18 protein-coding genes are annotated in these 25,955 nt (G+C 44.1%); 10 read left to right on the top strand and 8 right to left on the bottom strand.

Annotated features, from left to right (window positions below):
- Positions 1–20 precede the first annotated feature (20 nt).
- Positions 21–2,033, bottom strand: a complete 2,013-nt coding sequence (locus GYK50_RS11065; protein WP_212563938.1) for a M61 family metallopeptidase — start codon at positions 2,031–2,033, stop codon at positions 21–23.
- Between the two features lie 323 nt (positions 2,034–2,356).
- Between GYK50_RS11065 and GYK50_RS11070 the strand changes: the two genes are divergently transcribed.
- Positions 2,357–2,842, top strand: a complete 486-nt coding sequence (locus GYK50_RS11070) for an FKBP-type peptidyl-prolyl cis-trans isomerase (RefSeq protein WP_058024248.1) — start codon at positions 2,357–2,359, stop codon at positions 2,840–2,842.
- 552 nt (positions 2,843–3,394) lie between these two features.
- Here the strand turns inward: GYK50_RS11070 and GYK50_RS11075 are convergent.
- Positions 3,395–5,605, bottom strand: coding sequence for a carboxy terminal-processing peptidase (locus tag GYK50_RS11075; protein WP_212563939.1), 2,211 nt, complete (start codon positions 5,603–5,605; stop codon positions 3,395–3,397).
- 556 nt (positions 5,606–6,161) lie between these two features.
- Here GYK50_RS11075 and nagZ point away from each other — a divergent pair.
- Positions 6,162–7,247 (top strand): beta-N-acetylhexosaminidase, encoded by a 1,086-nt coding sequence (gene nagZ / locus GYK50_RS11080; protein ID WP_212563940.1) that lies wholly within the window; start codon positions 6,162–6,164, stop codon positions 7,245–7,247.
- Positions 7,248–7,402: 155 nt separating this feature from the next.
- On the opposite strand, the gene GYK50_RS11085 is transcribed toward nagZ, so the two are convergent.
- Both GYK50_RS11085 and GYK50_RS11090 read right to left on the bottom strand, forming a co-directional pair.
- On the bottom strand, positions 7,403–8,995 hold the full coding sequence (locus GYK50_RS11085) for an OmpA family protein (protein WP_212563941.1): 1,593 nt from the start codon (positions 8,993–8,995) through the stop codon (positions 7,403–7,405).
- Positions 8,996–9,464: 469 nt separating this feature from the next.
- The gene (locus GYK50_RS11090; RefSeq protein ID WP_212563942.1) at positions 9,465–11,099 is read right to left on the bottom strand and encodes a hypothetical protein; all 1,635 of its coding nucleotides are present in this window, start codon (positions 11,097–11,099) and stop codon (positions 9,465–9,467) included.
- 414 nt (positions 11,100–11,513) lie between these two features.
- Between GYK50_RS11090 and GYK50_RS11095 the strand changes: the two genes are divergently transcribed.
- The 6 genes from GYK50_RS11095 to GYK50_RS11120 all read left to right on the top strand — a co-directional run bounded on the left by GYK50_RS11095 (position 11,514) and on the right by GYK50_RS11120 (position 16,678).
- Positions 11,514–12,122 (top strand): rhomboid family intramembrane serine protease, encoded by a 609-nt coding sequence (locus GYK50_RS11095; RefSeq protein ID WP_071002359.1) that lies wholly within the window; start codon positions 11,514–11,516, stop codon positions 12,120–12,122.
- A gap of 83 nt (positions 12,123–12,205) precedes the next feature.
- On the top strand, positions 12,206–13,162 hold the full coding sequence (locus GYK50_RS11100; RefSeq protein ID WP_212563943.1) for a metallophosphoesterase: 957 nt from the start codon (positions 12,206–12,208) through the stop codon (positions 13,160–13,162).
- A 113-nt stretch (positions 13,163–13,275) separates the two neighbouring features.
- Positions 13,276–13,827: a 5-(carboxyamino)imidazole ribonucleotide mutase gene (gene purE / locus GYK50_RS11105; protein ID WP_058024241.1), complete on the top strand. Its 552-nt coding sequence runs from the start codon at positions 13,276–13,278 to the stop codon at positions 13,825–13,827.
- A gap of 197 nt (positions 13,828–14,024) precedes the next feature.
- A complete protein-coding gene (locus GYK50_RS11110; RefSeq protein ID WP_212563944.1) occupies positions 14,025–15,353 on the top strand; it encodes a 5-(carboxyamino)imidazole ribonucleotide synthase in 1,329 nt (442 codons plus the stop codon).
- Complete coding sequence (locus tag GYK50_RS11115) at positions 15,353–15,802, top strand: YaiI/YqxD family protein (RefSeq protein ID WP_093067583.1); 450 nt, start codon at positions 15,353–15,355, stop codon at positions 15,800–15,802. The genes GYK50_RS11110 and GYK50_RS11115 overlap by 1 nt, the downstream gene beginning before the upstream one ends.
- A gap of 234 nt (positions 15,803–16,036) precedes the next feature.
- Entirely contained in the window at positions 16,037–16,678 is a 642-nt protein-coding gene (locus GYK50_RS11120) for an SDR family oxidoreductase (RefSeq protein WP_212563945.1), read from the top strand.
- A gap of 172 nt (positions 16,679–16,850) precedes the next feature.
- Here GYK50_RS11120 and epmA read toward each other — a convergent pair whose 3' ends face one another.
- The 3 genes from epmA to GYK50_RS11135 all read right to left on the bottom strand — a co-directional run bounded on the left by epmA (position 16,851) and on the right by GYK50_RS11135 (position 20,586).
- A complete protein-coding gene (gene epmA, locus GYK50_RS11125; RefSeq protein WP_212563946.1) occupies positions 16,851–17,867 on the bottom strand; it encodes an EF-P lysine aminoacylase EpmA in 1,017 nt (338 codons plus the stop codon).
- Between the two features lie 365 nt (positions 17,868–18,232).
- Complete coding sequence (locus GYK50_RS11130; protein WP_340050341.1) at positions 18,233–19,351, bottom strand: 4-phosphoerythronate dehydrogenase; 1,119 nt, start codon at positions 19,349–19,351, stop codon at positions 18,233–18,235.
- 77 nt (positions 19,352–19,428) lie between these two features.
- Positions 19,429–20,586 (bottom strand): AI-2E family transporter, encoded by a 1,158-nt coding sequence (locus GYK50_RS11135; protein WP_058024236.1) that lies wholly within the window; start codon positions 20,584–20,586, stop codon positions 19,429–19,431.
- An 825-nt stretch (positions 20,587–21,411) separates the two neighbouring features.
- Between GYK50_RS11135 and GYK50_RS11140 the strand changes: the two genes are divergently transcribed.
- Positions 21,412–23,103, top strand: a complete 1,692-nt coding sequence (locus GYK50_RS11140; RefSeq protein WP_212563947.1) for an NAD+ synthase — start codon at positions 21,412–21,414, stop codon at positions 23,101–23,103.
- Between the two features lie 500 nt (positions 23,104–23,603).
- Positions 23,604–24,878 (top strand): polyamine export protein PaeA, encoded by a 1,275-nt coding sequence (paeA, locus tag GYK50_RS11145; RefSeq protein WP_186475165.1) that lies wholly within the window; start codon positions 23,604–23,606, stop codon positions 24,876–24,878.
- Positions 24,879–24,978: 100 nt separating this feature from the next.
- On the opposite strand, the gene GYK50_RS11150 is transcribed toward paeA, so the two are convergent.
- Positions 24,979–25,707 carry a YggS family pyridoxal phosphate-dependent enzyme gene (locus GYK50_RS11150; RefSeq protein ID WP_071003702.1) on the bottom strand — a complete coding sequence of 243 codons (729 nt, stop codon included), beginning with the start codon at positions 25,705–25,707 and terminating at the stop codon, positions 24,979–24,981.
- Positions 25,708–25,955 lie beyond the last annotated feature (248 nt).

The raw sequence follows: 25,955 nt of genomic DNA on the forward strand, positions 1-25,955 counted from the left end.
ACTTATATCTCTCGATGTCACTATGCTGACTGACGCTTCATCACATCCAGCCATGGCTCCCAAGCGGATTCTGCTTGCTTAGGATCGCTATGCTCTGCTAACGCTGGAGCACCTTTTACTAAGCGCAGACTGACCTTATGAGGAAATTCTTTTTCAGGCATATCACTGTCATTCCCGTTAGCTTGTGGCAGTGCCTCAGGTTGCACTTGCACACACATCAGCTCATCGCGGCGAAACAGATGACACTCAACGGGATGCTCTGCATTACTCAGCGATGCTAGCTGCTTACTATCCGCCTTGATGCCATCAATCGCGATAATGATGTCATGGGCTGAGATACCTGCTTTGGCAGCCACACTACCGCGGTTCACCCGATTGATTTTGAGTCCAGCGGGTGTCTCATTGCAGCGCATACCCCATGGGACATGCTTATCCGCAGTCTCTTTGGTATTGACCTGCATTTTGATACCGTTTGCGAGCAGCAGCGCCTCAATTGGCAGTTCCTCTACGCCGTTGACGTAACGGCGTTCAAAATCCTCCCATTCCGCTATCGGCATAAACTGCCCAATCACGTCGCCCATATCCGCGCTATTGATGCCGATACGCTTGCTGTCATTTTGCTTTGCTTGGGTATAGAACGCTTTGACCACATCGAATAGACGATAGCGATTATTGGTATTTTTTAGCAATATCAAATCCAGACACAAGGCCACCAATGCGCCTTTATTGTAGTAACTGATACCAGCATTGCCCGTATTTTCATCGCTACGGTACAGCTTAATCCACGCATCAAAGCTTGACTCTGCGACACTTTGGTTATCGCGTCCAGGCGTTTGATAGTAGCGATTGATTTGTTCCGCTAGTAACCTGAGATAGTCTGACTTATCGATCACGCCAGATGCTTGCAGCATAAAATCATCGATATAAGACGTAAATCCTTCAAATACCCAAAGCATCGGCGTGAACGCTTCACGGCGTAGATCAACATCAACCATGACATCAGGGCGCACGGTTTTGACCCACCACGAGTGAAAGTACTCATGACTGCACAAGCCCAAAAACCGCTGATAATCCGTGCTCGGTATTTTTGGCTCATCAGCATTTGGTAAGTCACGGCGCGGGGTAATCAGACTAGTAGAATTGATATGCTCAAGTCCGCCGTAATCCTGACCACTGGCAAACGTCATAAAGGTGTAATCATGAAAGGGTGCATCCCCCAGCCAGTCTAGATAAGTCTGACAAATCTGAGTGACGTCTTGCTGTAGCCTGCCCATATTGGCACTATGCTTGCCTGAGAGATAAAAACTGTGATGAAGCGTCTGATGCTGACTGTCATGAATAATAAAATCAAATTTATTCTGTGCTGCAATCTCAAAAGGGTAATCAATCAGCTCATGATAATTATCTGCCCGTAATTGATAACAGTGCCTTTTATCTTCGCTCTGACCATCAACACGCAGATGCGTAGATGCCAAACCACATGCCAAGATTACATGACTTTCTTCTTTATCTACCAAAAACGACTCCGGAACAATCAAGCTGACTTGTACTGGAATCTGCTCTTGCCCATCGACCGCGAGTGCAAGTGAGGTAAAATTACCATACAGACGCTGCTGATCGACATAGGCAGTACGTACCGATAGGTCGTAGCAGTAGACTTCGTATTCGACGACTACCCTTTGGCCTGCTGTGATAGTTGGGAGTTGCCACGTATGTTTATCTACCTTTTGTGCACGATAAGTTTCAGAAAACTCGTCACCTTCTTTTATTTGGCTGTCTGTTACTCGATAATGCACAGCGGTGATGTTGCGAGCAAACTCGCGCATCAGATAACTGCCTGGTATCCATGCTGGTAGCCAGAGCTGAGGAGTATTAACTGTTGCCGTAAAGGACAGTGACACATCCACCAAATGCTCAGAAAAACGGGCAAAATCGAATTGGTAGCTGATATCAGCCGTATTATTGATATCATCATGGCTGATTGAAACGTCGCTCGTTAGCTGGTTATTAGTATTATCGGCAAATGCAGTCATAGTATCTCTCATCCTTATTTTATTGTTATGTTAGGAGTCCTTCCCAAAAAACGCAACTCCCAAACCCTGAGTGGCCAGTAGTTATCGATTAACTATAGAAAATAGCAGTTATTATGATAAATTGTGGCATTAATTGGCATTTTTTATGTTTTTTACCTTGAAACTTATATACGCCATCTCAATTAAAGATGCTAACTGCTAAAGTTACTTTAATAAACTGATGATAATTGACTAATACTGTGGCTATTTGGCTTGCTGATTGGCTTTTTTAGGTTTATTGCAACCGTATTTAATTTTTTACATAGATATACTTAGGATATTTTATGACTACTATCGCAAAAGACACTGCCGTCAAATTCAATTACACATTAAAAGACGACGAAGGCAATATCCTTGACCAGTCTCCAGAAGGTCAGCCACTTGCTTATCTACACGGTCACAGCAACATCATCCCAGGCCTAGAATCACAATTAGAAGGCAAATCTGCTGGCGAAAAAGTCAACGCAGTGGTTGAGCCTGCTGATGGCTATGGCGAGTATCAAGAGCAAGCAGTACAGCGCGTACCACGCGAAAACTTCCAAGGCGTTGATGATATCCAGCCTGGTATGCAGTTCCAGTCAGAAGCTGGTGGCCAAGTGATGCTAGTGACAGTCACTGACGTAAACGACCAAGAAGTAACTGTTGATGCCAACCATCCATTGGCTGGGAAGCGTTTGACGTTTGATGTTGAAATTCAAGAAGTACGTGCAGCAACTGAAGACGAACTAAACCACGGCCATATACATGGCGCAGGTGGCGTTGAGCACTAATCTCTCCTAGAGTATCGTGAGACGGTTAGAGAATAGGTTATATTTGAGCTTATCTTCTCATCAAAAAGGCCAGTAGCACTGTCTACTGGCCTTTTTTTATGTCTGTCATAAGTGCTGATTGATTAGATGTAGATAAAAAGAGCGTTCTAACAATGAAGCATTCATTGCGCTTCTGTGAGCATCCTTAAGCTCAATAGCCATTCTCACAAATCTATCAAAGAAGCGTAAGCTAGCGCCAGAAATAATTCTTAGATCCAGACATAACAAAGCCGCATAACGACAAGCGTCATGCGGCTTTTATTACCAACCATCCATGTTAGCGTTATGTGATACCTAATCCCGGGGTATCTCATAACTGACAGGCATCCAGCCTTATCATCCCTAATCAGCAAACCACTTATCCCTGATGCGACCTTAAGATACCAATCCCTAGTATCAATGAATCGTGCCGTACAGTTATAATCGCAGATTGTCCTATCACTAGTAAGTGGTCTAAACGTCAATCCATGTAAGCATATGCTTACATGGTAATACTAGCTATCGTATAACCCCTTATAGTTTCTCTTCAGGACTGAGTAAGGTCTTGGGTTCAGCACTTAGCATTAGGTAGGCCGCTTCATTAATAAAGGCTTCATCTTCTGGCAGCTCTGGACGCTCAGCAGCTTTCATACGGCTACGCTCTTCAAACTTTGCATCCATCGCGGCCTGATACGTATTCCAATTAGAATAGGGGCGTTCACCAGTAGCGATCAGACGTCTGTTTTCGGCTTCTAGCGAACGCTTTTCAATCAGCTGCATTTTGGCTCGGCGGCTGTTAATATCTAAACGAACTGGTTTTTTCTCATCATCCATATTACGAATATCATTCAGCGTTGATAGATACACAAACTGCGGATTTTTCTCTTGGCGAATTTTAGACTGCTGATTGAGCGTCGCTAAAGTGTCATTGGTAAACTTCCCTTCAGGCTTATAAGGCGCCGTTCTGATGGTATCCCAAGGCAAGGCTTTTTTCTGGGCGCGTTCGCCAAAGGTCGCATCATCATAGATATTGACCAATTCAACATCAGGTACCACGCCTTTGTTCTGCGTACTACCACCTGTGATACGGTAGAACTTACGCTGAGTTAAAGTTGCAGAGCCTAACGCCAAGCTATCCAGTTGAATCTGCGCAGAGCCTTTACCTGTCGTTGTGCTACCAACCACCAATCCACGACCATAATCCTGAATAGCAGCGGCAAAAATTTCACTGGCTGAGGCCGATGCTAGGTTGGTTAGGACGACCATTTTGCCGTCATAGAGCTGCTCGCCGCCATCATTATCGCGGTACACTTGGACATTGCCGCGGTTATCACGAATCTGTACCAATGGACCGCTTTTAATAAAGAATCCTAGCATTTTGGCAACTTCATCTAACGAGCCACCAGGGTTGTTGCGCAAATCCACCACGAGCCCATCGATATTTTCTTTGTTCAATTCTTTTAACGCTTTTTCGGTATCGATACTGACACTACGGTAGTCCTCACCATTACGGCGGGCACGATAGTTCAGATAAAAGCTCGGTATCTCAAGAACACCAATGCGTTTTGGTGTTTTGTCGATATTAGGACGCTGCACCTCGACCACACGCTGCGTCACGCCTGATTCTTCTTGCTGGATAACATCACGCACAACGGTGACCGTACGGGCACTGGCATCTGGCGTATTAGGTTGACGTAGTTTGAGCGTGACCGATGTACCGCGCTTACCGCGAATCAAGCCGACAATCTCACGAGTCGACCAGCCAACCACGTCCGTCATGGTCTCGCCATCTTTTGCGATGCCGATAATCAAGTCATTGGGCTTAATTTGGCCAGATTTGGCCGCTGGGCCACCATCGACTAAGGTCACGATACGGGTGTAATCTGGGTTTTTACGATCAGGACGGATAGAAACACCGATGCCTTCTAACTGCAAACTCGACTGAATCTGTAGTTCAGTTGCTTGAATCGGCGCATAGTAGTTACTGTGCGGATCATAGGTCAGCATGGCGGTGTTTAGAATCGTCTCCATGATTTCGTCATCTTTGAGACGCTTAAACTGCTCTTGCTGACGCGACAAACGATTTTGCAAAATCTCATTTGGCGTACGTTCATCGTTGCGTACCAAGTCCTGTCCACGAGTGATATCTGGATTGCTTAAAAACACTTTTTCTTTGGCTTTTTCGTCTTCTTGTCCCAGCGTAATACTCATCAGCTGAAACTTTAGCTGACGTTCCCAATAGTCACGCTGCTCTTTTTTGGTTTTGAAATGTCCGAGCTTTTCACGATCAAGAATGATGGTGTCATCACCGGTCAAATCAATATCTTTCTTGAGCATCTTGGTTGCCATGGCAAAGTATTCGTTTGAGCGTTTACGATAACGATCAAAGACTTCTACCCCTGCGGATAAGTCGCCTTGCTTGAGGCGCGTGCCAAAATCATCAGCGTGCTTTTTCTTCAGCTCATCGACATCAGATTGCAAAAACAACGTATGGTTTGGATCGAGACTATCAATATACATTGATAAGATTTCGCTACCGGTTTTACTATCTAATGGCTGATTAAGGTAATGACTGCGATCCAGCAAAGCGGCAACTTGGCGAGTAGTGACCTTTTGCTCAGGTGTCTGAACAAAACTTTCCGTATTGGTTTCTGCTACGGCAGTACCGTAGCTTTGTGTCAGGATAATACCGGCGATGCCCACTGACGCTGCACTGAGTAACCACTGTGCTGGTTGTTTTTTCATCATATGTACCTAGTTATTTGAAGTTAGTGATATTATTTGTGTTATAAAAATTAAAAACTGCTGAATGTATCATTGCCCATGACTGTCGTCTGTTTTTGCTCAATGTCTGTCTTACTTTGCCTTGGCTTACTTATTACCATGAGCTTACAACGCTATGGCTTTATTATTCCGCCGCCTTTATATATAGATTCTAAATAATATATAGATTCTGAATACAAATTCTGACGCTTATTATCGAATCCTGATATATAGTCAAAAATCAATATTATCATGTGCATAAATACTGAACTGTCTCAAACTGTATAAGCAATCTTACACGCAACGCCTGCACATACCAAACTTTCTCTCACTTTTATCACACATAGCGACTTAAGGCTATTAGCATTAAGTCGCCGACTACCCACAAATTGATTTGATGCCAATAATCTGCCACATTAGGCTCAATTGATAATAACTGTCATAATAAAGTCCATGAGTAATGACTGCTAAGCGATTGGACATCGATGATCGGTCAACCCCATAATATAACAATACACAAAAAAATAAGGATGACGCAATGTACGGCGTTTTAATGATTGATATCGATAATACCGCACTGACCGCAGAAGACGTCAGCTTGATCAAACAAGCACAGATTGGCGGGGTCATATTGTTTGGACGCAACGTCGCTGATGCGGCCCAAGTACGCGCATTATGTGACGATATCCGGTACCACAACCCCGATATATTAATCGGTGTCGATCAAGAAGGCGGACGAGTCGCAAGACTGCGTGAAGGGTTCACACCGCTACCTGCTATGGGTAGGCTTGGTGAGTTATTCAATCACGATCCAAGCCGTGCGCTCAGCTGCGCATACGACTGTGGCTATCTGATGGCAGCCGAAGTGATGGCAGTAGGTATTGATTTGAGCTTTGCGCCCGTGCTGGATAGAGATGGTATCAGCCAAGTTATCGGTGACCGTAGCTTTCATCAGGAGCCACAAGCAATCGTTGCCCTAGCCACGCAGTTTATGCGCGGTATGAAAGCGACTGGCATGGCCACCACTGGCAAGCATTTCCCTGGTCATGGCGCTATCGCTCCTGACTCTCATGTATCAGAGGCCATCGATACACGTAGCTTGGACGAGATCATCAATAGTGACATGCAACCTTTTGCGCAAACGCTGTCACTGCTTGATGCTTTGATGCCAGCGCATGTGATTTTTTCGCAAGTAGATAACAAACCCGCAGGATTTTCTAAAATTTGGCTAAAAGATATCATTCGTGATCAGCTAGCGTTCGATGGTGTGCTTTTTTCTGATGATTTATCAATGGCAGGGGCAAAGGCCGCTGGCGATGTCAGCGCGCGCGTAAAGGCTGCCATTGAAGCTGGCTGCGATATTGCACTGGTGTGTAACGATCGTGTTGCCGCGCATGAAGCGGCGGCAGCGGCCCAAGAACTACCCTATCCTAACCAGAAGCGTATCAAAACCATGTGCGGCAATATACCAAAGTGGCAAGGTGATCTTGAGTCTACTTGCCAGCAGTTTGATTATTGGCAACAAGCAAAGAACAATGTTACTCAGAGCTTTTTTAACGTTGAGTCTGATACACAAGCTGATAAACCTGCCAATGAATCAAAAGACCCTACTGATTATAAGTAGCCTTGTATTCATACGAAACCGTTGAAAAATTTGGCAAATAAAAAACCGCATCGTTATGAACCGACCCCCATAAGTTGGACACAACTTACGGGGGTCGGTTCACATTAAGCTGCGGTTTTTTAGACTTAACTACTACCAAATTATATGATTTTTGCTTAATTCGTTGGATCTACCGCAGTACCTTGCGTCGCATCATCACCATCAGGTAGCAGATCATCATTATTGCTGTCTAGCGGATTCAAATCTGGATCAGGCGAGTCGCTATTGATGATCATGCCATCATTTAAATCGACCATCTCATCATTAACCACAAACTCAATTCGGCGATTGCGGAAACGACCTTGCTCGGTTGAGTTATCTGCGATAGGGTCTGACTCGCCCATGCCTTTTGTACTAAGTTTGCTCGCGTCAACACCTTGACCTACTAGATACTCTTTGACCGCGTTTGCACGCTCTTGAGACAATTCCATGTTGTAAGAATCAGACGCTTGGCTATCTGTATGACCGATAATCATCAGGTTCATATCAGGCACTTCATTGATGATTTTTGCAGCACGATCTAAAATGGCTTTATTGACATCAGGGATGACAGCTTCATCCACTTGGAAGTTGATAACTTGAAGGCTCAGAGCACGCGCCACATCACGTGGGTCTGGATTTTCTCCAAGATTGGTCATTGCAGCATCTGCTGCCGCCACACTATCATCAATCTCACCTTGCAGATCTAATGGACCTTCAGCTTCGACTGTCATCGCAGGCGCAGCGGCTTGTAGATCACTTACCAATTGGGCCAATACCGCATCATCAGGTGCATTGACCGTGATGGTATCTCCTTTAATCACCATGCTAGCATTCGGTACATTTTTGACGATCGGCAATATCGTAGTAAGCTGTGCAGCGGCTGGCATATCTATGGCAAAATTATCATCGACATCAGCGCGGCACTTATTGGCTTCATCGCCGAATGCGCCAGTTAGTGCATTCATTACATTGGTCTGTAGCGTCTCGTTGCCTACGCTCATGCGGCAAGCGTATAGCTCACCATTTTCGCCAGTGGCGATACGGAGTGAGGCAGGCTCGATGTCAGTTGCTACTACTGCTTGCTCATTAACTTGCTCGTCTTGCTGCGCGGTAGCCATCGGCGTAGCAACAGGCTCAGGGTTCTCCTGACAGCCTCTTAATAAAGCCCAAGCCAATGCACCCAAAATAATCAAACCGATAATCGGTAATAGGGCTTTCATAAAGCTGCCTTGTGGCTCTTTTTCTTTCTGTAGTGGCGCGGTACTGACCGTATCGGGTATAGGCGCCGCAGCAGGAGTGGCTGCAATGGCACTCGCAGGTAAGACAGTCCCCGCCCATGCAGGGATATGATGCTGATAACTGTTGAGATTGTCATTGAGAAATTGCGGTACAGGGGTAGTACCAGCCAAGCTTTTGATTTCGTGAAAAGCAAGCGGCGCTGCCATAGCAATCAGACCACGAGAAGCTGTCTCATCGACACCATGTGCATTAGCGAGCTCACGAGAGATTTGGTCACGGTGGGCCCCTTCTGTCCATACACGATCATAAAAAGCACTATCATCACGAGCGATATTCTCATTAGCAAAACGGCTATAGGTATCATTATTCGCGAGGCGAGCAGCAAAAATTGCATAAAATTGCTCAAGTAGATTTTGCTTAGCAGGACTATGATCGTCTGCTAATACGGCTGGACTGACTGTGCGTGTCAAATGACTGATAATATCCATAATACAACTCTCCCCTTAATTTTTATTTATATTGTTCGATTCTCTAAAGCATAAAATCATCTAATAACGTGGCGGCTGTTTACTCTGTCAAGTCAGATTTATCAGGCCACTATGATTGATTTTAGATATTATAGAATTGTTAAAGGTGTTTTCACAGTCGAGACGTTGTTGTGCAAATGATACGTTAAGTAATGTTTTAATTGGTGCGCGTAACTATACACTCATAACCCGACAGGCACTTGAGTACAAATTAAGAGAATTTGATACTCAGCTCCGCGAATCTGCGTTTTTGGTGAAGTAGCACCATTTTTGATGCTCAGAGCTTAAATACGTACGCTAAGCAACAGTTAAAATCAAAAAAGCGGTATGACAAATTCATACCGCTCCCTTGCTTAACTTTTGAACTATTTCTAAAAGTTCTGAAAGTACATTCGAACTGAGTCGATTTGAATGTACTTTATACGATTCACTACCTGACTTGTGCTGGTTCAGCAACGATGACACTGCTCGCCATGTCATCTACTTCTGACTCAGAAATAGGGCCTAACGGTCTGCTCGGTCTATTACCAGAAGGGACGCTGCTAGGAATATTACTTGGAACATTGGCAGGTACGTTGTTGGAATTATTATTAAATCCATCATTATTGTTAGGTAGTGGCGCAGGTATCACGCGATCACCTGTGTCATCATCAGCGGCTTGATATTCTCCAGTACCATTGCTCATGCCGTCATTACTGTATTGGTTATTAGCGCCTATTCCATCGCCGAGTTGATTGTTTACGCCATTAGTGCCAGCCATACCATATGTCGTATCACCATTACTGTTGTTAGGCAGTGGCAATGGCGCAGTACTATCGACTGCCATGGTTGGTGCTAAACTACGTACGTTTGTGACCAATTGTTGTAGTAGCATGTCATCCGGCGCCTCTACTGTCAGACGATCGTTTTGTAAGTGTAGACGGGCGAACGGTGTCGATCTGAGCATGGTCAGGACATTGGGCAATATCTCCGCAGGCATGTTTGCGATAGTAGTTGCTATTCCATTCTGTATGGTAAATTCACATATACTCGCCTGCTCGCCAAAGCTCGTATTGAGTGCCTGTTGTAAAGAGCTTTGTAGCGCTGCATCACCGACCGTCGCGCTACAAGTATAGAGGTTGCCACTATCATCTACGCCAACGATGAAATCGATGGGAGTCATCGTTGGTGCTGGTGGCGGTGCTGGAGTAACCACAGGCGCGACAGCAACCGGTTCTACTGGTAGGTCGCTTTTGGGTTTTATTAGTAATGCCCAAGCAGCCAGTGCCATCGCAGCCAGTGCTACTATCAATAAAAATACTCGCATCAGTAGGTCGTTTCGCTGATTACGAGTGCGCACGCGCTCTCGCTTAACGTTGCTATTTTCTGCCAAGTGATGAGCTGCTGGACTGGCATGGATAGCGTCATTACTGTCATCAAAATGCTCATCGTTATTTAATGCGTCAGTAGCGCTTATATTAGCGTTTTCCACATAAGCGGCTGTAGTAGCTGTCGTTGCAGCGACTGCGTCAGTACTTAGATCAGGCTCACTAAGTTTATTCGGTACGCTATCACTTGATGGCGCGATACCATTATCTGCGACATCTGCGACAAAGTTTGACATTGATTCGTGTCCAGCGCCTTGAGTAGCAGTGATAACGGACGCTGACCATATAGGTAAATATGGGCGCAGCGTCGACTGCTCTCCTTGCAAGAATGCTGGCAAAAACTGTCCATTGGCCAAAACCTTTAGCTCACGATAGGCTAAGGATGCTGCATTAATTAGCAATTGAGCAGTGATCGACTCATCAATATGATGCGCGGCTGACAGCTCTTGGATAATCGTTTTTTGTAGCACTTGGTCTTGCCATAGCTGCTCAAATAAAGGCCGCTCGGCAATACTGTCATTAGCCATCACCTGATCGTTACGAAGTAGTTGCGAGTAGACCTGTGGCACCGCTAAGCGCGTGGCTAAAATGGCATAAAACTGCTCAAGCAAGCTGATATAAGCCACGCTATCACTGCGATTATGCTCGCCCAATATAGCGGGGGTGACGGTCTGTTCTAATTGATCGATAATACTCATGGATCACTGCCTCTCTCGACTTTTTGAATCCGCAAAAATTAAGCACTTATTGTTCGTTGTATATACGGCTACTTGCCCTGAAACTGTCAAGCGTTCTTTAGCGGCATCGACGTCTATATAGCGGTTTCACTTATCTCACATGATACACTGCTACATTACTCACTATAAAAGCATAAAAATGCATCGTTTTGTCACATAATAGATATTTGTATCAGCATAACTGCTGTTAGTATTAACTAATTACGTTACGAGCAACTTGAACTTAGTATCAATATATTAACTTAGTATGAATATATTAATTAATGGTCATATTTGTTTTTACTCAGCCCTAACGCTTAGGCTTTGAACATTGTCATTTATCGCATTGCCATTTATTGCATTGTCACCTATCAGGCGCGGCCTAAGGATTTTCCTTTGTTAAACCATACGACCCTTATTATCATCATTACTGTTATTGTCAGCTTATTAGCATGGCAAAACAAGAAATTACTCAACCGTCTTATCTTTTATCCACCCGCTGTAAATAACGGACAATGGGATCGTTTTGTCACACATGGCTTTATTCATGCCGACAGTATGCATCTGCTATTCAACATGTTTACGTTATACTTTTTTGGCCGAGCTATTGAAGGGCTATATCGTTCATTTTTGTTCGGCTATGGTTTTGTGGTTTTTTATGTGTTGGCTATTGTTGTTGCCATGATTCCAAGCTACCTTAAAAATAAAGACAATGCCAGTTACTTAAGTCTTGGGGCATCAGGCGGTGTATCGGCAGTCTTATTTGCCTTTATTTTGCTAGCACCGTGGGAGCGAATTTACTTATTTGCCATTGTTCCTATTCCTGCGATACTGTTTGCCGTCGCTTATGTATTTTATAGTATTTACGCGGACAAACGCGGTGGCTCAAAAATCAATCATATGGCACATATGTGGGGCGGCGCATTTGGCGTCATTGCTACGATTATTTTAGAGCCTAAAGTACTACCCCATTTTATAAATGCTTTATTGTCGCCTGGTTTTTAAACTATTTTCTCAAATAGAAATTCTTTGAATCAGGACAATTAAGCAAGTTGCTTACTTTTACGTTTGAGATTTAATATTTCATTATGATTATAGATATTATCGGTGATATTCATGGTTATGCAGACAAGCTCGTTGGTTTGTTAAACCAATTAGGATACGAGCATAACGGTCAGCATTTTGTGCCACCGGCAGGTCACAGGGCATTATTCATTGGCGATTTGATTGACCGTGGGTCGCAGCAACTGGCCACATTAGAGATTGTCTTTGCGATGTTAGACGCGGACGTGGCCGATGCGGTGATGGGCAATCATGAATATAATGCCTTGGCTTATGCTACGCTCGATCCTGAGGATTCTAGCCAGTATCTGCGCTCACATAATGCGGTACATCAACGCCAACATGAAGCATTCTTGGCAGAGATACCTTTCGGCTCAGAGCAGCACGAATACTGGTTGCAGCGCTTGTACGAGATACCTCTGTGGATTGAGACAGATTATGCCTGTTTCGTCCATGCTTGCTGGGATGTAGATAGCATGGCGGTTCTAGAGCCCCTGCTGACGGATAATAACTGCCTAACCTCTGAAGGTCTAATCGCAACCGCTAAAAAAGATACTATCGCTTTTGATGCCTTAGAGCGTGTACTAAAAGGGGTCGAGACGGGCTTGCCTGATGGTATTGTGATGGTAGATAAAGAAGGCACTGAACGCAGACGAGTACGGGTGCGTTGGTGGCTTGATGCGTTGAATCAGCGCACGCTTCGTGAGGTCGCTCGTGCACCGTCCTCCGCATTGGCACAAATACCGCCTGATGCACTGGCTGAAAATATTGACTTTGCGATTCAAACACATAAACCTGTATTTGTCGGTCACTATTGGCTCACTGGTACACCTGAGCCACTCAGTCCACAAGTCGCCTGTACTGATTATTCGGCAGCGGTAGATAGTGGCTACTTGACTTGCTATCAGCTGGATACCGAACAGCCATTACCACTGACAGCTTCTCGCTTTGTGCAGCATTATCACGACAAAAGAAAAGAATAGAGATAAACCCGTGATATAAATGCTATTAACACCATATCATTATTAAAAGTCAAACTTGGCTTTACGAGTGTAGCAAAATTTTTGTATGATGGTCTTTTTGAGGATATCCAATCATGAGCACCACCAATACTGCGGCTAATCAGAACGGTCCCATCACCTCCCCTGCTGGTCAACCAAAAGTCGGCATTATTATGGGTTCGCAATCTGATTGGGCGACCATGAGTGCCGCGGCACAATTGCTAGCAGACTTTGATGTTGCCTTTGAGTGTGAAGTGGTTTCTGCTCACCGTACACCTGACAGGCTATTTGATTACGCCAAAAGTGCAAAAGACAATGGTCTACAAGTGATTATCGCGGGTGCAGGCGGTGCTGCTCATCTGCCTGGTATGTGTGCGAGCCAAACACCACTACCTGTATTTGGCGTCCCTGTAAAATCCTCTATGCTAAGTGGTTGGGACAGTCTGTTGTCTATCGTGCAAATGCCCAAAGGCGTTGCTGTTGGGACATTGGCGATTGGTACCGCTGGCGCTTATAACGCGGCCCTACTTGCGATTCAAGTCTTGGCCTTGCATGATGAAACGATTGCTACTAAGCTGGATGAGATGCGTCAGACGCAAACCGAGACCATTCTCGCTAGCCCAACACCCGGTATTATTAATTCTTAAATAAATATAGAGTGACTAGCTTTTTTAGCATGGTATTTTGTATTGATCGCCTAAAAACAAGAGCTACCACTTTTTATTTTTAAGTAAGTCATACTAGATATAAGGTGCCTATAGTGCACCTTTTCCTATTTTCACCCATTGCGTTTTAAATTTTAATACAACACAGACCTCATTCACTTTTATTCAAAGAGCCTTTCATGACTACAGCAAACGCTTATCCTGTTACCCAAACCATTCGTACCATCGGTATTTTAGGCGGTGGTCAGCTTGGTATGATGCTTGCCGAAGCCGCGATGCCACTCGGTTACCAATGCGTGTTTTTAGAAGACAATCCAGAATGCCCTGCCAGCCTATACGGTCGCGTGTTTCATAGCGATCAATTAGCAGACTTTATCGCAGCCGCTGATGTCTTTACCCTAGAGTTCGAGAACACACCAACGTCTACGGTCGAGCAATTAACGAGCGTGTCAAAATCTGGCAGCAAGCAAGGTATGTTCCCACCACTGATTGCGCTTGATATCGCCCAAGACCGTCTAAAAGAAAAGCAGATGTTCAATACGCTCGATATTGCCACCGTACCATTTATGGCTGTTCATTCTGAAGCTGAGTTAAAACAAGCTTGTGAAGCGTTAGGCCTGCCTATCGTTTTGAAAACCAGCCGCGGTGGCTACGATGGCAAAGGTCAGTTTGTTATCAAACAAGAGAGTGACATTAAAGCAGCTTGGCTTGCGCTAAAAGACGCCGTTAGTGGCAAAGGGTTACTCACGCCAACGCCTGCGCCACTGATTGCTGAAGGTTTCATTAACTTTAATCGTGAAGTGTCTATCATTGCCGCAAGAGCGCAAAATGGTCAGGTACGCTGTTATGATTTGGTTGAAAACCATCATCATCACGGTATTTTGGCAAAAACTCAAGCTCCTGCGGTCGGTACCAGCCACCTGCTCCAGCAGGCAACAGACGCCATCACAAAGATCATGAACCATCTAGACTATGTGGGCGTCATGGCACTTGAATTGTTTGTCACCAAAGATGCTCGCGGTCATACCACGATACTGGCCAATGAGATTGCCCCGCGTGTACACAACTCTGGCCACTGGAGCATCGAAGGCGCGGTTACTAGCCAGTTTGAAAACCATATCCGTGCTGTGGTCAACTTACCACTCGGTGATACGGACAACGTCCATCCAGCGATTATGGTCAACGTACTCGGCCAATATCCTGATATCAGTGCCGTGCTAAATATCGATGGCGCTCACTATCATAGCTATCATAAAGCTGAGCGTGATGATCGCAAGATTGCTCATATTACCTTGATGCCCAATGACGTGACTGACTTAGAATCCGCTATGGCAAAGCTGGTTGCCGTATTGCCAAATAAAGTAGGTTTGGACAAAGAGTATGGAAATATCGATACTCACTCTAATACCGCAGATGCCAAAGCTAAAAACGACGTCTTAGAAGATAACAGTGGTGAAGCAGACAGTCTGGCAGAATTGTCGCCAAAGACAGAAAAGGCCAAAAAATAATGCAAATTTGGGTGGATGCCGACTCCGTACCATTAATCGCCAAAGATTTGATTATCAAAACGGCTGAACGTACCAAAACGATGGCGATATTCGTCGCCAACCAACCAATCAAACTACGCAAATCTCCTCTGCTCGTCATGACGGTTGTGCCATCAGGGTTTGACAAGGCTGATGATTATATCGTCGAGCAAATACAGGCAGGCGACTTGGCGATCACCAGTGATATTCCTTTAGCCAATGATATTTTGGACAAAGGCGGTCTAGTACTGACGACACGCGGCGTGGTCTATGACAAAAATAACATCAAGCAAAAGCTTAATATGCGTGACTTCATGGACACCATGCGCGGTACTGGTGTCCTAGAGCTGCAAGAGATGAGTGGTCAAAAACCCTACGGCGACCGCGATAAAAAAGCTTTTGCCGACGGTCTTAATCGCTTAGTTCGTTAGTACGCTTTATCATCCCATCCGACACTGACCTGCTTACCACTTATTAGATGATGTCTTCTAAGTGACATATGCCTCCTTGCAAACCGTATACACTCTATAACCAACTCCTATCCAATCCGCACGCTTTATAACGAAGCGTGTTGCCTATCTTTGTTAAGATACAGTCAATTTTTGAGATAAACACATTCACTGAATCACTTAAATAACAGAACTCAAATAAAAATAGGAATGATGATGAAGATTTTAGTCATTGGTGCCAGTGGTCGTGTCGGTGGTGAATTGGTTAAGCAATTATTAGCTGACGAACACCAAGTCATTGGTACGACTCGCCAAGAAAAAAAGCTGTTTGACAATGACAACTATACTCAGCTAGATTTGGATATTACCGCCAGCAAAGAGTCTATCGAGAAACAACTGGATCAAGATATTGATGCTGTCTATTTTGTCGCAGGATCTGGTGGTAAAAATGTACTAGAAGTCGACTTACATGGTGCAGTAAAGACCATGCAAGCCGCGCAAGACAAAGGTATCAAACGCTATATTATGCTTAGCTCTGTCTTTTCGCTAGAGACTGAGAAATGGGATAACAACCCTAACATTGCAGATCTAAAAGACTACTATATCTCTAAGCATTACGCTGATCATTGGCTCGTGAATAATAGCTCACTCGACTATACAATCGTACAGCCGGGTGCACTGAAAGAACGTGACGGTACAGGCAAAATCACTATCAATGATACCAGCTCTGGTGAAAATGCTATTGAAGATGTCGCAAAGACGCTGGCATCTGTCCTAACCGCCGATAATACTATTGGAAAAGTATTCAACTTGCACAATGGTGATATCGACATCAATGAAGCCATTGCTACAGTATAAACCGACACTATTTAGATAGATCTGACTGCCAAGCTATAACTACACCTACAACTACGTAAGTCAAATTACTGAATCAGATTATAAAAAAGGTCGTTATCGATTCGCCAATACTCAATTGGTAAATCGGTAACGACCTTTTTTCTTGCTGCTATGAATAAAAACTATCTGTTGGTTATGCTTGACCGCTCGGAAAAGCAATCACTTCCTCTAAAGTTTTTGCGCCCGTTATCACCATGAGCAATCGATCAACACCGACCGCAATACCACTACAAGGAATCAAATCATCAGATGCAGCAATTAAGTGCTCATCAATGGGCATTTTCGGCAACCCATGACGATGACGTAATTGATTGTCTTGCTCAAAACGTGCTCGCAATGCTGGACCATCTGCCAGCTCATCATAAGCGTTGGCAATCTCAATGCCATTGATATAAAGCTCAAAGCGTTTCGCTATTTTATTGCCTTCTTTATCTAGCGCTGTCTTTGCCAATGCAGCTGTCGCAGGTGGATATTCTATGATCAGTGTCGGCAAATCATGTCCCAAATTTGGCTCTACTGCATGACTAAATAGTAAGTCTAACCAGCTCTGGCGACGATTTGCTTCGCTATCATCAGCATCATTAAAATCAAATCCTATCAACCCTCTATCTTCTGCTACCGCTTGGAGCGCAGATAGGCTCGCTGTCAGTGGATGTATACCAACAAAATCCATAAAAGCATCGACATAGCGATAATGGCTCATCACCATTGGATGACCATAAAGCGCCGTAAGCAACTCATTAAGCTCACCTGCCATATCATCGAGGCTGTAATTGGGCTGATACCACTCTAGCATCGTAAATTCGATATTATGACGCACGCCTATCTCATTATCCCGAAACACAGGACAAATTTGATAAATAGGCACTTGCCAGCTAGCCAATAAACGCTTCATCGCAAACTCGGGAGACGTATGCAAATAATAGGTACGAGGACGATCTTGATAGGTTACGTGTGCTGCCACTGATTGCAAAAAAGTGTCGGTGTTCCCTGCTTGCGATAAAAGCGGTGTCTGCACTTCAAGTACCTGACGACTGGTAAAAAACTGGCGAATATCACCGATAAACTTGGCACGCTGCTGTGCCATTGCTAATGTCATGGTTGGGACGTAGTTAGGTTGATGACTAGAGGTACTGCTTGATTGGCTCATGACTGTCTACCGTGATTCATAAATAATAATGCCTCAATGACGTAGATTATTTATGTTTTTAAGAATAGGGCGTGTTGAACATTCGACCATGGCACTGACAGCGACTATTTTTTAGGCGATTCGATGTTAAAAATAATAAGTTTAGTCACTCTAAGCGCTTATTTTTAACGATGAAGCGGCAAAAAAGAGTCCTGTCCCCTGCTTTTATCGTTGGGGCTGATGCTAAAATTGCCCCATACTGCGTTACAAATCTCGCTAAGGCATCTGCATTATCGTCGCTTTGTGCCTTCTCTGGAACAATTTTAGCGATCAGCAGTGCCTATTTGCGAATGTTCAACACGCCCTAGTATTTTTAAATTGCTAGATTAGGATTGCCACTCACGGCGCAAGTGGTAATCACGCCTCAGACCGTCAAAATCTGCGCCATTCACTTGTTTGTCAAGATTTTCATCAGATATTTTGCTTCGCAACAAGGCATCATCTTGCATAATGTCATAAAATTTTGACAATCTGTCTGGGTGTGCTTTTAACTCAGACCACAAAAACAAGTTAAGTGGTAGCAGGTTAGACATCGACTGGGCAGGTATGATCGCTAGCTTCTCACATAAGGCATCATAGATGATTTGTGTACCACGTAGCTTGCCCTCTAATGTATAGCCAGCGATATGCGGTGTGGCGATTGTGAGCTTAGCTAGTAGGCTATCAGCAACCGTTGGCTCATGCTCAAACACATCCAAAACCACTTGCCGCCCAGTATGAGCAATATCGTTCTTGAGATCATTTTCATTGACCACAGGGCCGCGCGCGCTATTAATCAATATGGTATCAGCAGGCATCATGGCCAATGTCTCTGCATTGATGAAATGACGCGTTGGATAGTCACTGCCTTTAGCATCACTGTCAACTTTCTCACTTGTCAAAGGCACATGCAAACTCACCGCGTTACTTTGAGAAAGCACCTGCTCAAGGCTGGCATTATTAATAGTAGAGCTTGGTAATAATGGATCGTATCCAAGCACCTGCCAGCCCAAGTCATTGGCATATTGAGCAAGCGTACTGCCAATATTGCCAAGGCCGATAATACCAAGTGTCACAGGCTGCTGCCAGTAGTTTGGACGCAGAGTCAAGATAGCCGTCAGTACATACTGAGCCACCGAGTGCTTGCTACAACCAGCGGCATTGGCAAAAGTAATATCGCGCATCGCTAAATAGTCTTGGTCGACATGATCTGTACCGATAGTCGCTGAGCCAACAAATTGCACACTGTGATTTTCAGCCAACAGCGCCTCATTGACTTGCGTGACCGAGCGTATTAACAAAATATCTGGCTGTACTTCAGACAGCAGCTTTGCGTCAATATCACGACCAGCGACCGGTATAATTTTGACTGTTTGCCCAGACAACTGACCTAATGTACCGTCATTAAAAAAATCATTCAGGCTAGCGATATTGCTATCAGCAACGATCGTGATACCTTTGGCCATCTGGTTTATTTTATTGTCCATAGCATCTGCAATATCATTGTTTGTCATTGGCAATTTTCTCTATCGATAAGGGTTTTCTATGTAGACTCATTTCCACTGACTGTGTCTTGTGCTGGATTATGTACTGGCGCTATGGCATTTGAGTCAGAGAGCGTGACGTCTTGCGGCGCAAATATCTCATTCTTATGCTGCGATATCCACTCGCGCCATACGGCAAGACCGATAGCCAGTACCACAGGGCCGATGAACAATCCAACAAACCCAAATGCGGTTAGACCGCCCAACACACCGATAAAAATAATAATAAATGGGATTTTGGTTGCGCCGCTAATAACAATAGGTCGAATGAGATTATCCACCCAGCTAATAACAAACACGCCCCATAGTGCCAGACCAATCCCTTCTGCAGTATGTCCTTGGCTCAAGAGCCAGACAGACACACCGCCCCAAACAAATGGCGTACCAAAAGGAATCAACGCAATAATAAACGTGACAATGGTCAATAAGATAGGGCTTGGCGCACCAGCGAAGTAATAGCCGATACCAGCCAATAGCGCCTGAGCCAATGCCGTCAGCCCGATGCCGTATACCACCGCACGCGTGGTTGTACCTACAGAGTCAATATAACCATCGATGCGATTGCCAATGATGTTACGCAGCGCTTGGCGAATCTGACGAACCAGACTGGTGCCATCACGATAAAAAAAGAATAGTGTCATCAGCGCCATACCCAGCTTGGCCAGACCACTGAACACCACGTCAAATGCGACCTTGCCATAATACAAGTGCGACTGAACCCAAAGACGGAAGGCTTCTAGCGTGCCTTCTGGGTTTTTATTGATTCGCCACAGTACGTCTTTGATTTGCTGACCGATAATCGGCAAGTCTTTAAATGAGTCAGGCACATCCAAATAGCCCACTTTAATACGATAGACCAAATTACTGATTAAGCTCAACGCTTCTTGCTGCAAAATAAACACACCAATAACCAATGGCACACCTATTATCAAGGAGATGCTCACGGTCATAATGGCAGCGCTAAAATCTGGACTCAGTTTAACTTTTTCGTGAAAAAACTCATAAATAGGGAACGTCACATACGCCAAAATTGCCGCCCACAATGCCGGTACAATAAAAAACTGCACCACTTTAAAGCATAATACGAACAGCGCAACCAGCAAAGTAATCGCAAGCAAGCGCTGGATAATAAATTCTTTTGTCCAATTTTCAATCATAGCGTATAAACCAAGAGCGGACAGCAAACGATAACTTTGCTGGCAAGTTTATAAATGTGTGATAAACATCAGCTTATAGACGCTGTCCATAAACTGTATCCATTAGCGAGGATGGTAGATTATAAGTATATAAAGAAAAAACGGTGTCAAACCCATTAAATCACATGGCAATACTGCGTATTTACAAACTATCACTCTGATAAATAACATCGCGAAAAACGCAGCTATTACGCTCCATTATGCAATAGATTATGATAATTATATAACGCTATGTTGTAATCTTTACTTACAACTTTGTCTATGCAAGCTTACTAGATGATGACCGGAATGACTAGCGCATAATGCATGGATTTACTGTGAAAAACAGTGCCATCGCAGCTGCTTTTATATTCAGCTATTAAACTGCAATCTTATCAGGGAATTCACTGGTGCGTTCTATTTGTCACGACAATTGATGTTATACTAAAGCAATTATTTTAAGCTTTTCAATATAGTTAAGTGCATTTGTACGCTTTTATTTTTGTCGTTGCATAAACATCGCATCTATCAAAGCAGATTCCAGACCCTCTTGTATCGTCTTCTTCTAGACTATCATAAGATCTCATTTTAGGATGGCACGATCATTTGGGATAGGAGGCATAAGCAATTATGCTTTTAAGCATTGTCTAAGCGATTATGTAGGATTTAGGCTTGTCATATCAACTCAACATTCGAGCTTGATAAGCGAGCACGCAGTTTTGAATGAATTTCGGACTTACTTTGATTTTATTTTAAATCAATACAGACTCACCAAATTTTAATAATATATCGATAGGAACAATAACAATGTCAAAAGACACTGATAATCCCAATCTTAACCCCTCACATGAAGCCAGCAAGACCAACAAACCACAAGATACGGTCACTTTTGCTTTAGCGCAGTCACATTTTTTGGTAGGCGATATCGCAACCAACGTTGAAAAAATGCGCACGCTTGCATTACAAGCACGCGAACAAGGTGCTGACGTTATCGTATTTCCAGAGCTGGCACTACTAGGCTATCCTCCGCAAGATTTATTGCTACGCCCAAGCCTATCAGGCCGTGTCAAAAGCGCCTTATCTACCTTGAGTGATATCGACGATATCGTCATGATTGTCGGCTATCCGCATGTCGATCATCACGGTACTTTTAACTCCGCTGCTATCTTACATAATGGTCATCAAAAGGGCTTCTATCACAAGCAGATGTTGCCAAACTATGGTGTATTTGATGAGCGCCGTTATTTTGATAAAGGTCGCAATCAAGTCTTATTTGACTATAAAGGCATTACGATTGGCCTGCTCATTTGTGAAGATTTATGGGACAAAAACCCGATTGCTGAACTCAAAAAACAAGGTGCTGACCTCATTGTTAGCTTAAACGCCTCACCTTTTGAGATTGAAAAACAAAACAACCGCAAAGCCATGCTTGCCAAGCGCAGCCGTGAAAACAACTTGCCTATCGTCTATGTCAATGCAGTTGGCGGTCAAGACGATCTTGTATTTGATGGCGGCTCTATGGCTGTGCAAGCCGATGGCAGCGTGGCTCATGAAGCACCGCGCTTCATGAATCAGTTATTATTGGCCACTTTAGATGTCAAAACGGCTAAATTTAACAATCAAGCCAAAGCGCCGTTGACCCTAAGCCGTGAGTCAGAGATGTATCAGGCATTGGTCGTCGGTCTACGCGACTATGTCAATCACTCAGGATTCTCTGGCATTATTGTTGGACTATCAGGTGGTATTGATTCAGCACTGACGCTCTGTATCGCGGTCGATGCGTTGGGCGCTGACAAGGTCTATGCCGTCATGATGCCGTATGAATATACCTCTCAAATCAGTCTAGAAGATGCACAGGCTCAGGCACGTCGCTTAAATGTCTCTTATACCGTGTGTCCTATTTTCGATGCCGTCGAAGGTATTCGTCATACACTAGCGCCTCTATTTAACAAGTCACCAGCGGATACAACCGAAGAGAACATCCAAGCCCGTGCACGCGGCGTTGTGTTGATGGCACTCTCCAATAAGTTTGGTCATTTGGTCATCACGACAGGTAACAAATCAGAATTAGCGGTTGGTTACTCAACATTGTATGGCGATATGGCTGGCGGCTTTGACGTACTAAAAGATGTGTATAAATCACAAGTGTATAAGTTAGCAAGCTACCGCAATCGCCTAGAAGACACGCCTGTCATCCCTGAGCGCGTTATTACTCGTCCGCCATCTGCTGAGCTACGTCCAGATCAAAAAGATCAAGACAGCTTGCCTGATTATGATGTATTGGACGGTATCTTGATGTCTTATATCGATGAAGACATGGGCTATCAGGAAATTATCGATAAAGGCTTTGATGCTGAGATGGTCGCAAAAGTCATCAAAATGGTAGACAATAGCGAGTATAAACGCTTGCAATCGCCCATCGGTACAAAGATCAGCCACAAAGCTTTTGGACGTGAACGCCGCTATCCGTTGGTCAATAAGTGGTCAATTAAAGGCTAAATCGCACTTGCCTTTCAGCTTAGGGCGTGTTGAACATTCGACCATGGCACTGACAGCGACTATTTTTTAGGCGATTCGATGTTAAAAATAATAAGTTTAGTCATTCTAAGCGCTTATTTTTAACGATGAAGCGGCAAAAAAGAGTCCTGTCCCCTGCTTTTATCGTTGGGGCTGATGCTAAAATTGCCCCATACTGCGTTACAAATCTCGCTAAGGCATCTGCATTATCGTCGCTTTGTGCCTTGTCTGGAACCATTTTAGCGATCAGCAGTGCCTATTTGCGAATGTTCAACACGCCCTATATGATTTACGAATTTATGAGTTGAAAGGTGCAAGTCAGATCGTTTGACAAAACGTCGAATTTTTCCTATTAGCTGGGTGCTTGCCCAGCTTTTTTGGTTTTTATACATGAACAAATTTACCGTCCACCTTCTGATTTTCTCCCTTTAACTACTGATTATTTTTGACCCAATTCCGCTTTACTTCTTTTCGAGTATGTCATGAGCTTGCTAACTGCCAGTGTTTTTCTTCTCCTTCTACTTGCCTTGAGTACCTTTGTCTCTGCGGCTGAAATCGCGATTGCCGCAGGGCGCAAAATCAAACTGCAAATCATGGCAAAAGAAGGCGATGTTCGCGCACTTGACGTCCTCAATATGCAGGATCATCCTGGGAGCTTTATCACGGTCGTACAGATAGTACTGAATGCGGTTGCTATCTCGGCGGGTGCTGTAGGCGAGTCAGCCATTAGTCCTTATCTGGAGCAGATGTTTAATAGTGAAGCGGTGGCTTCAGTGATATCGTTTGTACTCATCACCAGCTTGTTTTCACTACTTGCCGATCTCATGCCCAGACGCTTGGCAATGTCGAGTGCTGAGGCGATAGCGGTGCGACTGGTACGTCCAATGATTCTCTTGATTTTTATATTAAAACCCATTATCTGGGTGTTCGATGGCGCTGCAAATATCCTTTTTAAATCCTTTGGTATCTCAACCATCCGCCAAGACGATATGACCCCAGAAGATATCTATGCCGTCATGGATGCAGGCGCTGAAGCAGGCGTGCTAAAAAAACAAGAGCATCATCTGATAGAAAATATCTTTGATATGCAGGAGCGTACCGTCACCTCAGTGATGAACCCACGCGAAAATATCGTTTATTTTGATACCAAAACCAGTACCGAAGAAGTCGTAAATATCATGATTGAGCAGCCACACAATAAGTTTTTGGTCTGCCATGATGACGACCTAGAACATATCGTGGGTTATGTAGAGTCTCGTAGCTTTCTGGCCTTGGTTTTAAATCAGCAAGAGGTTAGCCTGACAAACAAATCTCTGCTAAAGCCTGCGCTCTTTGTACCTGATACGTTGTCTTTGTTTGAAGTATTAGAGATGTTCAAATCGACTGGCGCAGACTTCGCTGTCATCGTGAATGAATATGGGCTTGTGGTTGGTGTTATCACACTCAAAGACGTGATGAGCATTGTGATGGGCGAGCTTGTGACGCTTGAGGAGCAGCCTATTGTTCAGCGCACAGACAACTCATGGTTGATCGATGGTATGACCCCTATTGAAGATGTCATTCGTGCATTAGATATCGTCGATTTACCGCGCAGTGAGAACTATGAGACCATCAGTGGCTTTATGATGTATATGCTGCGCAAAATTCCTAAGAAGACTGATACGATCGAGTATGCCAATTATCGGTTTGAAATCATTGCAACAGACAATCTAAAAATCACGCAAATGCTAGTGACCAGATTAGAAGAGACGACTTGATCGGTCAATTAGTGACTCATTCGATTGGCCTAGTACGCAGGATTCTAGGGCGTGTTCGTATTTTCAGAATGGTGATAAACGTTTGCATTAGGGACATGATTTAGTCTCGCGCACCAAAGATAGCCGTACCAACACGTACCATGGTAGAGCCGTTGTCTATCGCCTCTGCCATATCACCACTCATCCCCATACTAAGTGTATCCCAAGCATTCAACTCTGGATGGCTGGCTTTTATATCGTCAAACAATGCCTTGGTCCGTGCAAAAGCGTTTGTATCTGCTTTGGCAGGGATAATCATCAACCCGCGCAGTTGCAAGCGCTCATAGCCTTTAATCGCTATGATCAATGCTGGCAGTTCTGCTGGTAGGCAACCTGACTTGCTGTCTTCGTTATCAATATTTACCTGAATTAATACGTTCAATGCTGGGAGCTCATCTGGGCGTTGATCGTTTAAACGTTTGGCAATGATATCGCGCTCAAGGGTTTGCACCCAATCAAAATGCTCGGCAATATCGCGTGTTTTATTACGCTGAATACTGCCGATATAATGCCAGACGATATCCGCGCATGCAGGATTCGATTTTAGCGTATTTATTTTTTCAATGGCTTCTTGTAGATAGTTTTCGCCAAAGTGCTGCTGTCCCTCATTCGCCAAAGTAGCAATCATATTGGCAGGCTTGGTTTTTGACACGGCTAGCAAAATGGTAGTATTGGCAGATCTACTATCTCGCTCAGATGCCTGTTCATAGGCTTGGGTCATTTGCTCTTTGACTTGCTGCCAATTAGCGACAAGCGTCTGATTATCAACACTTTGATTTGTCTCTTTCATATCAGTCATATATAAGGCTCTCAAAATTTACTTAATTTTTAATATGTTTTATAAAAAGTTTATGGCTGAGATTGCTTAATTTAAATATTTTTAATAAAAAATTATTTATCGCCCATATATAAAATTAGCTGAAAAATGACTAATTTCATATTTTCTTAAAGGAGTAGATGGTTAAATACTCACAGTCTTGTTATGATATTGTTACATGCTTTAACATATGCTACTGAATATGATAGCGGTGGTAAAGA

Source organism: Psychrobacter pacificensis (assembly GCF_018336615.1).
In the GTDB taxonomy this organism is placed as follows: domain Bacteria; phylum Pseudomonadota; class Gammaproteobacteria; order Pseudomonadales; family Moraxellaceae; genus Psychrobacter; species Psychrobacter pacificensis.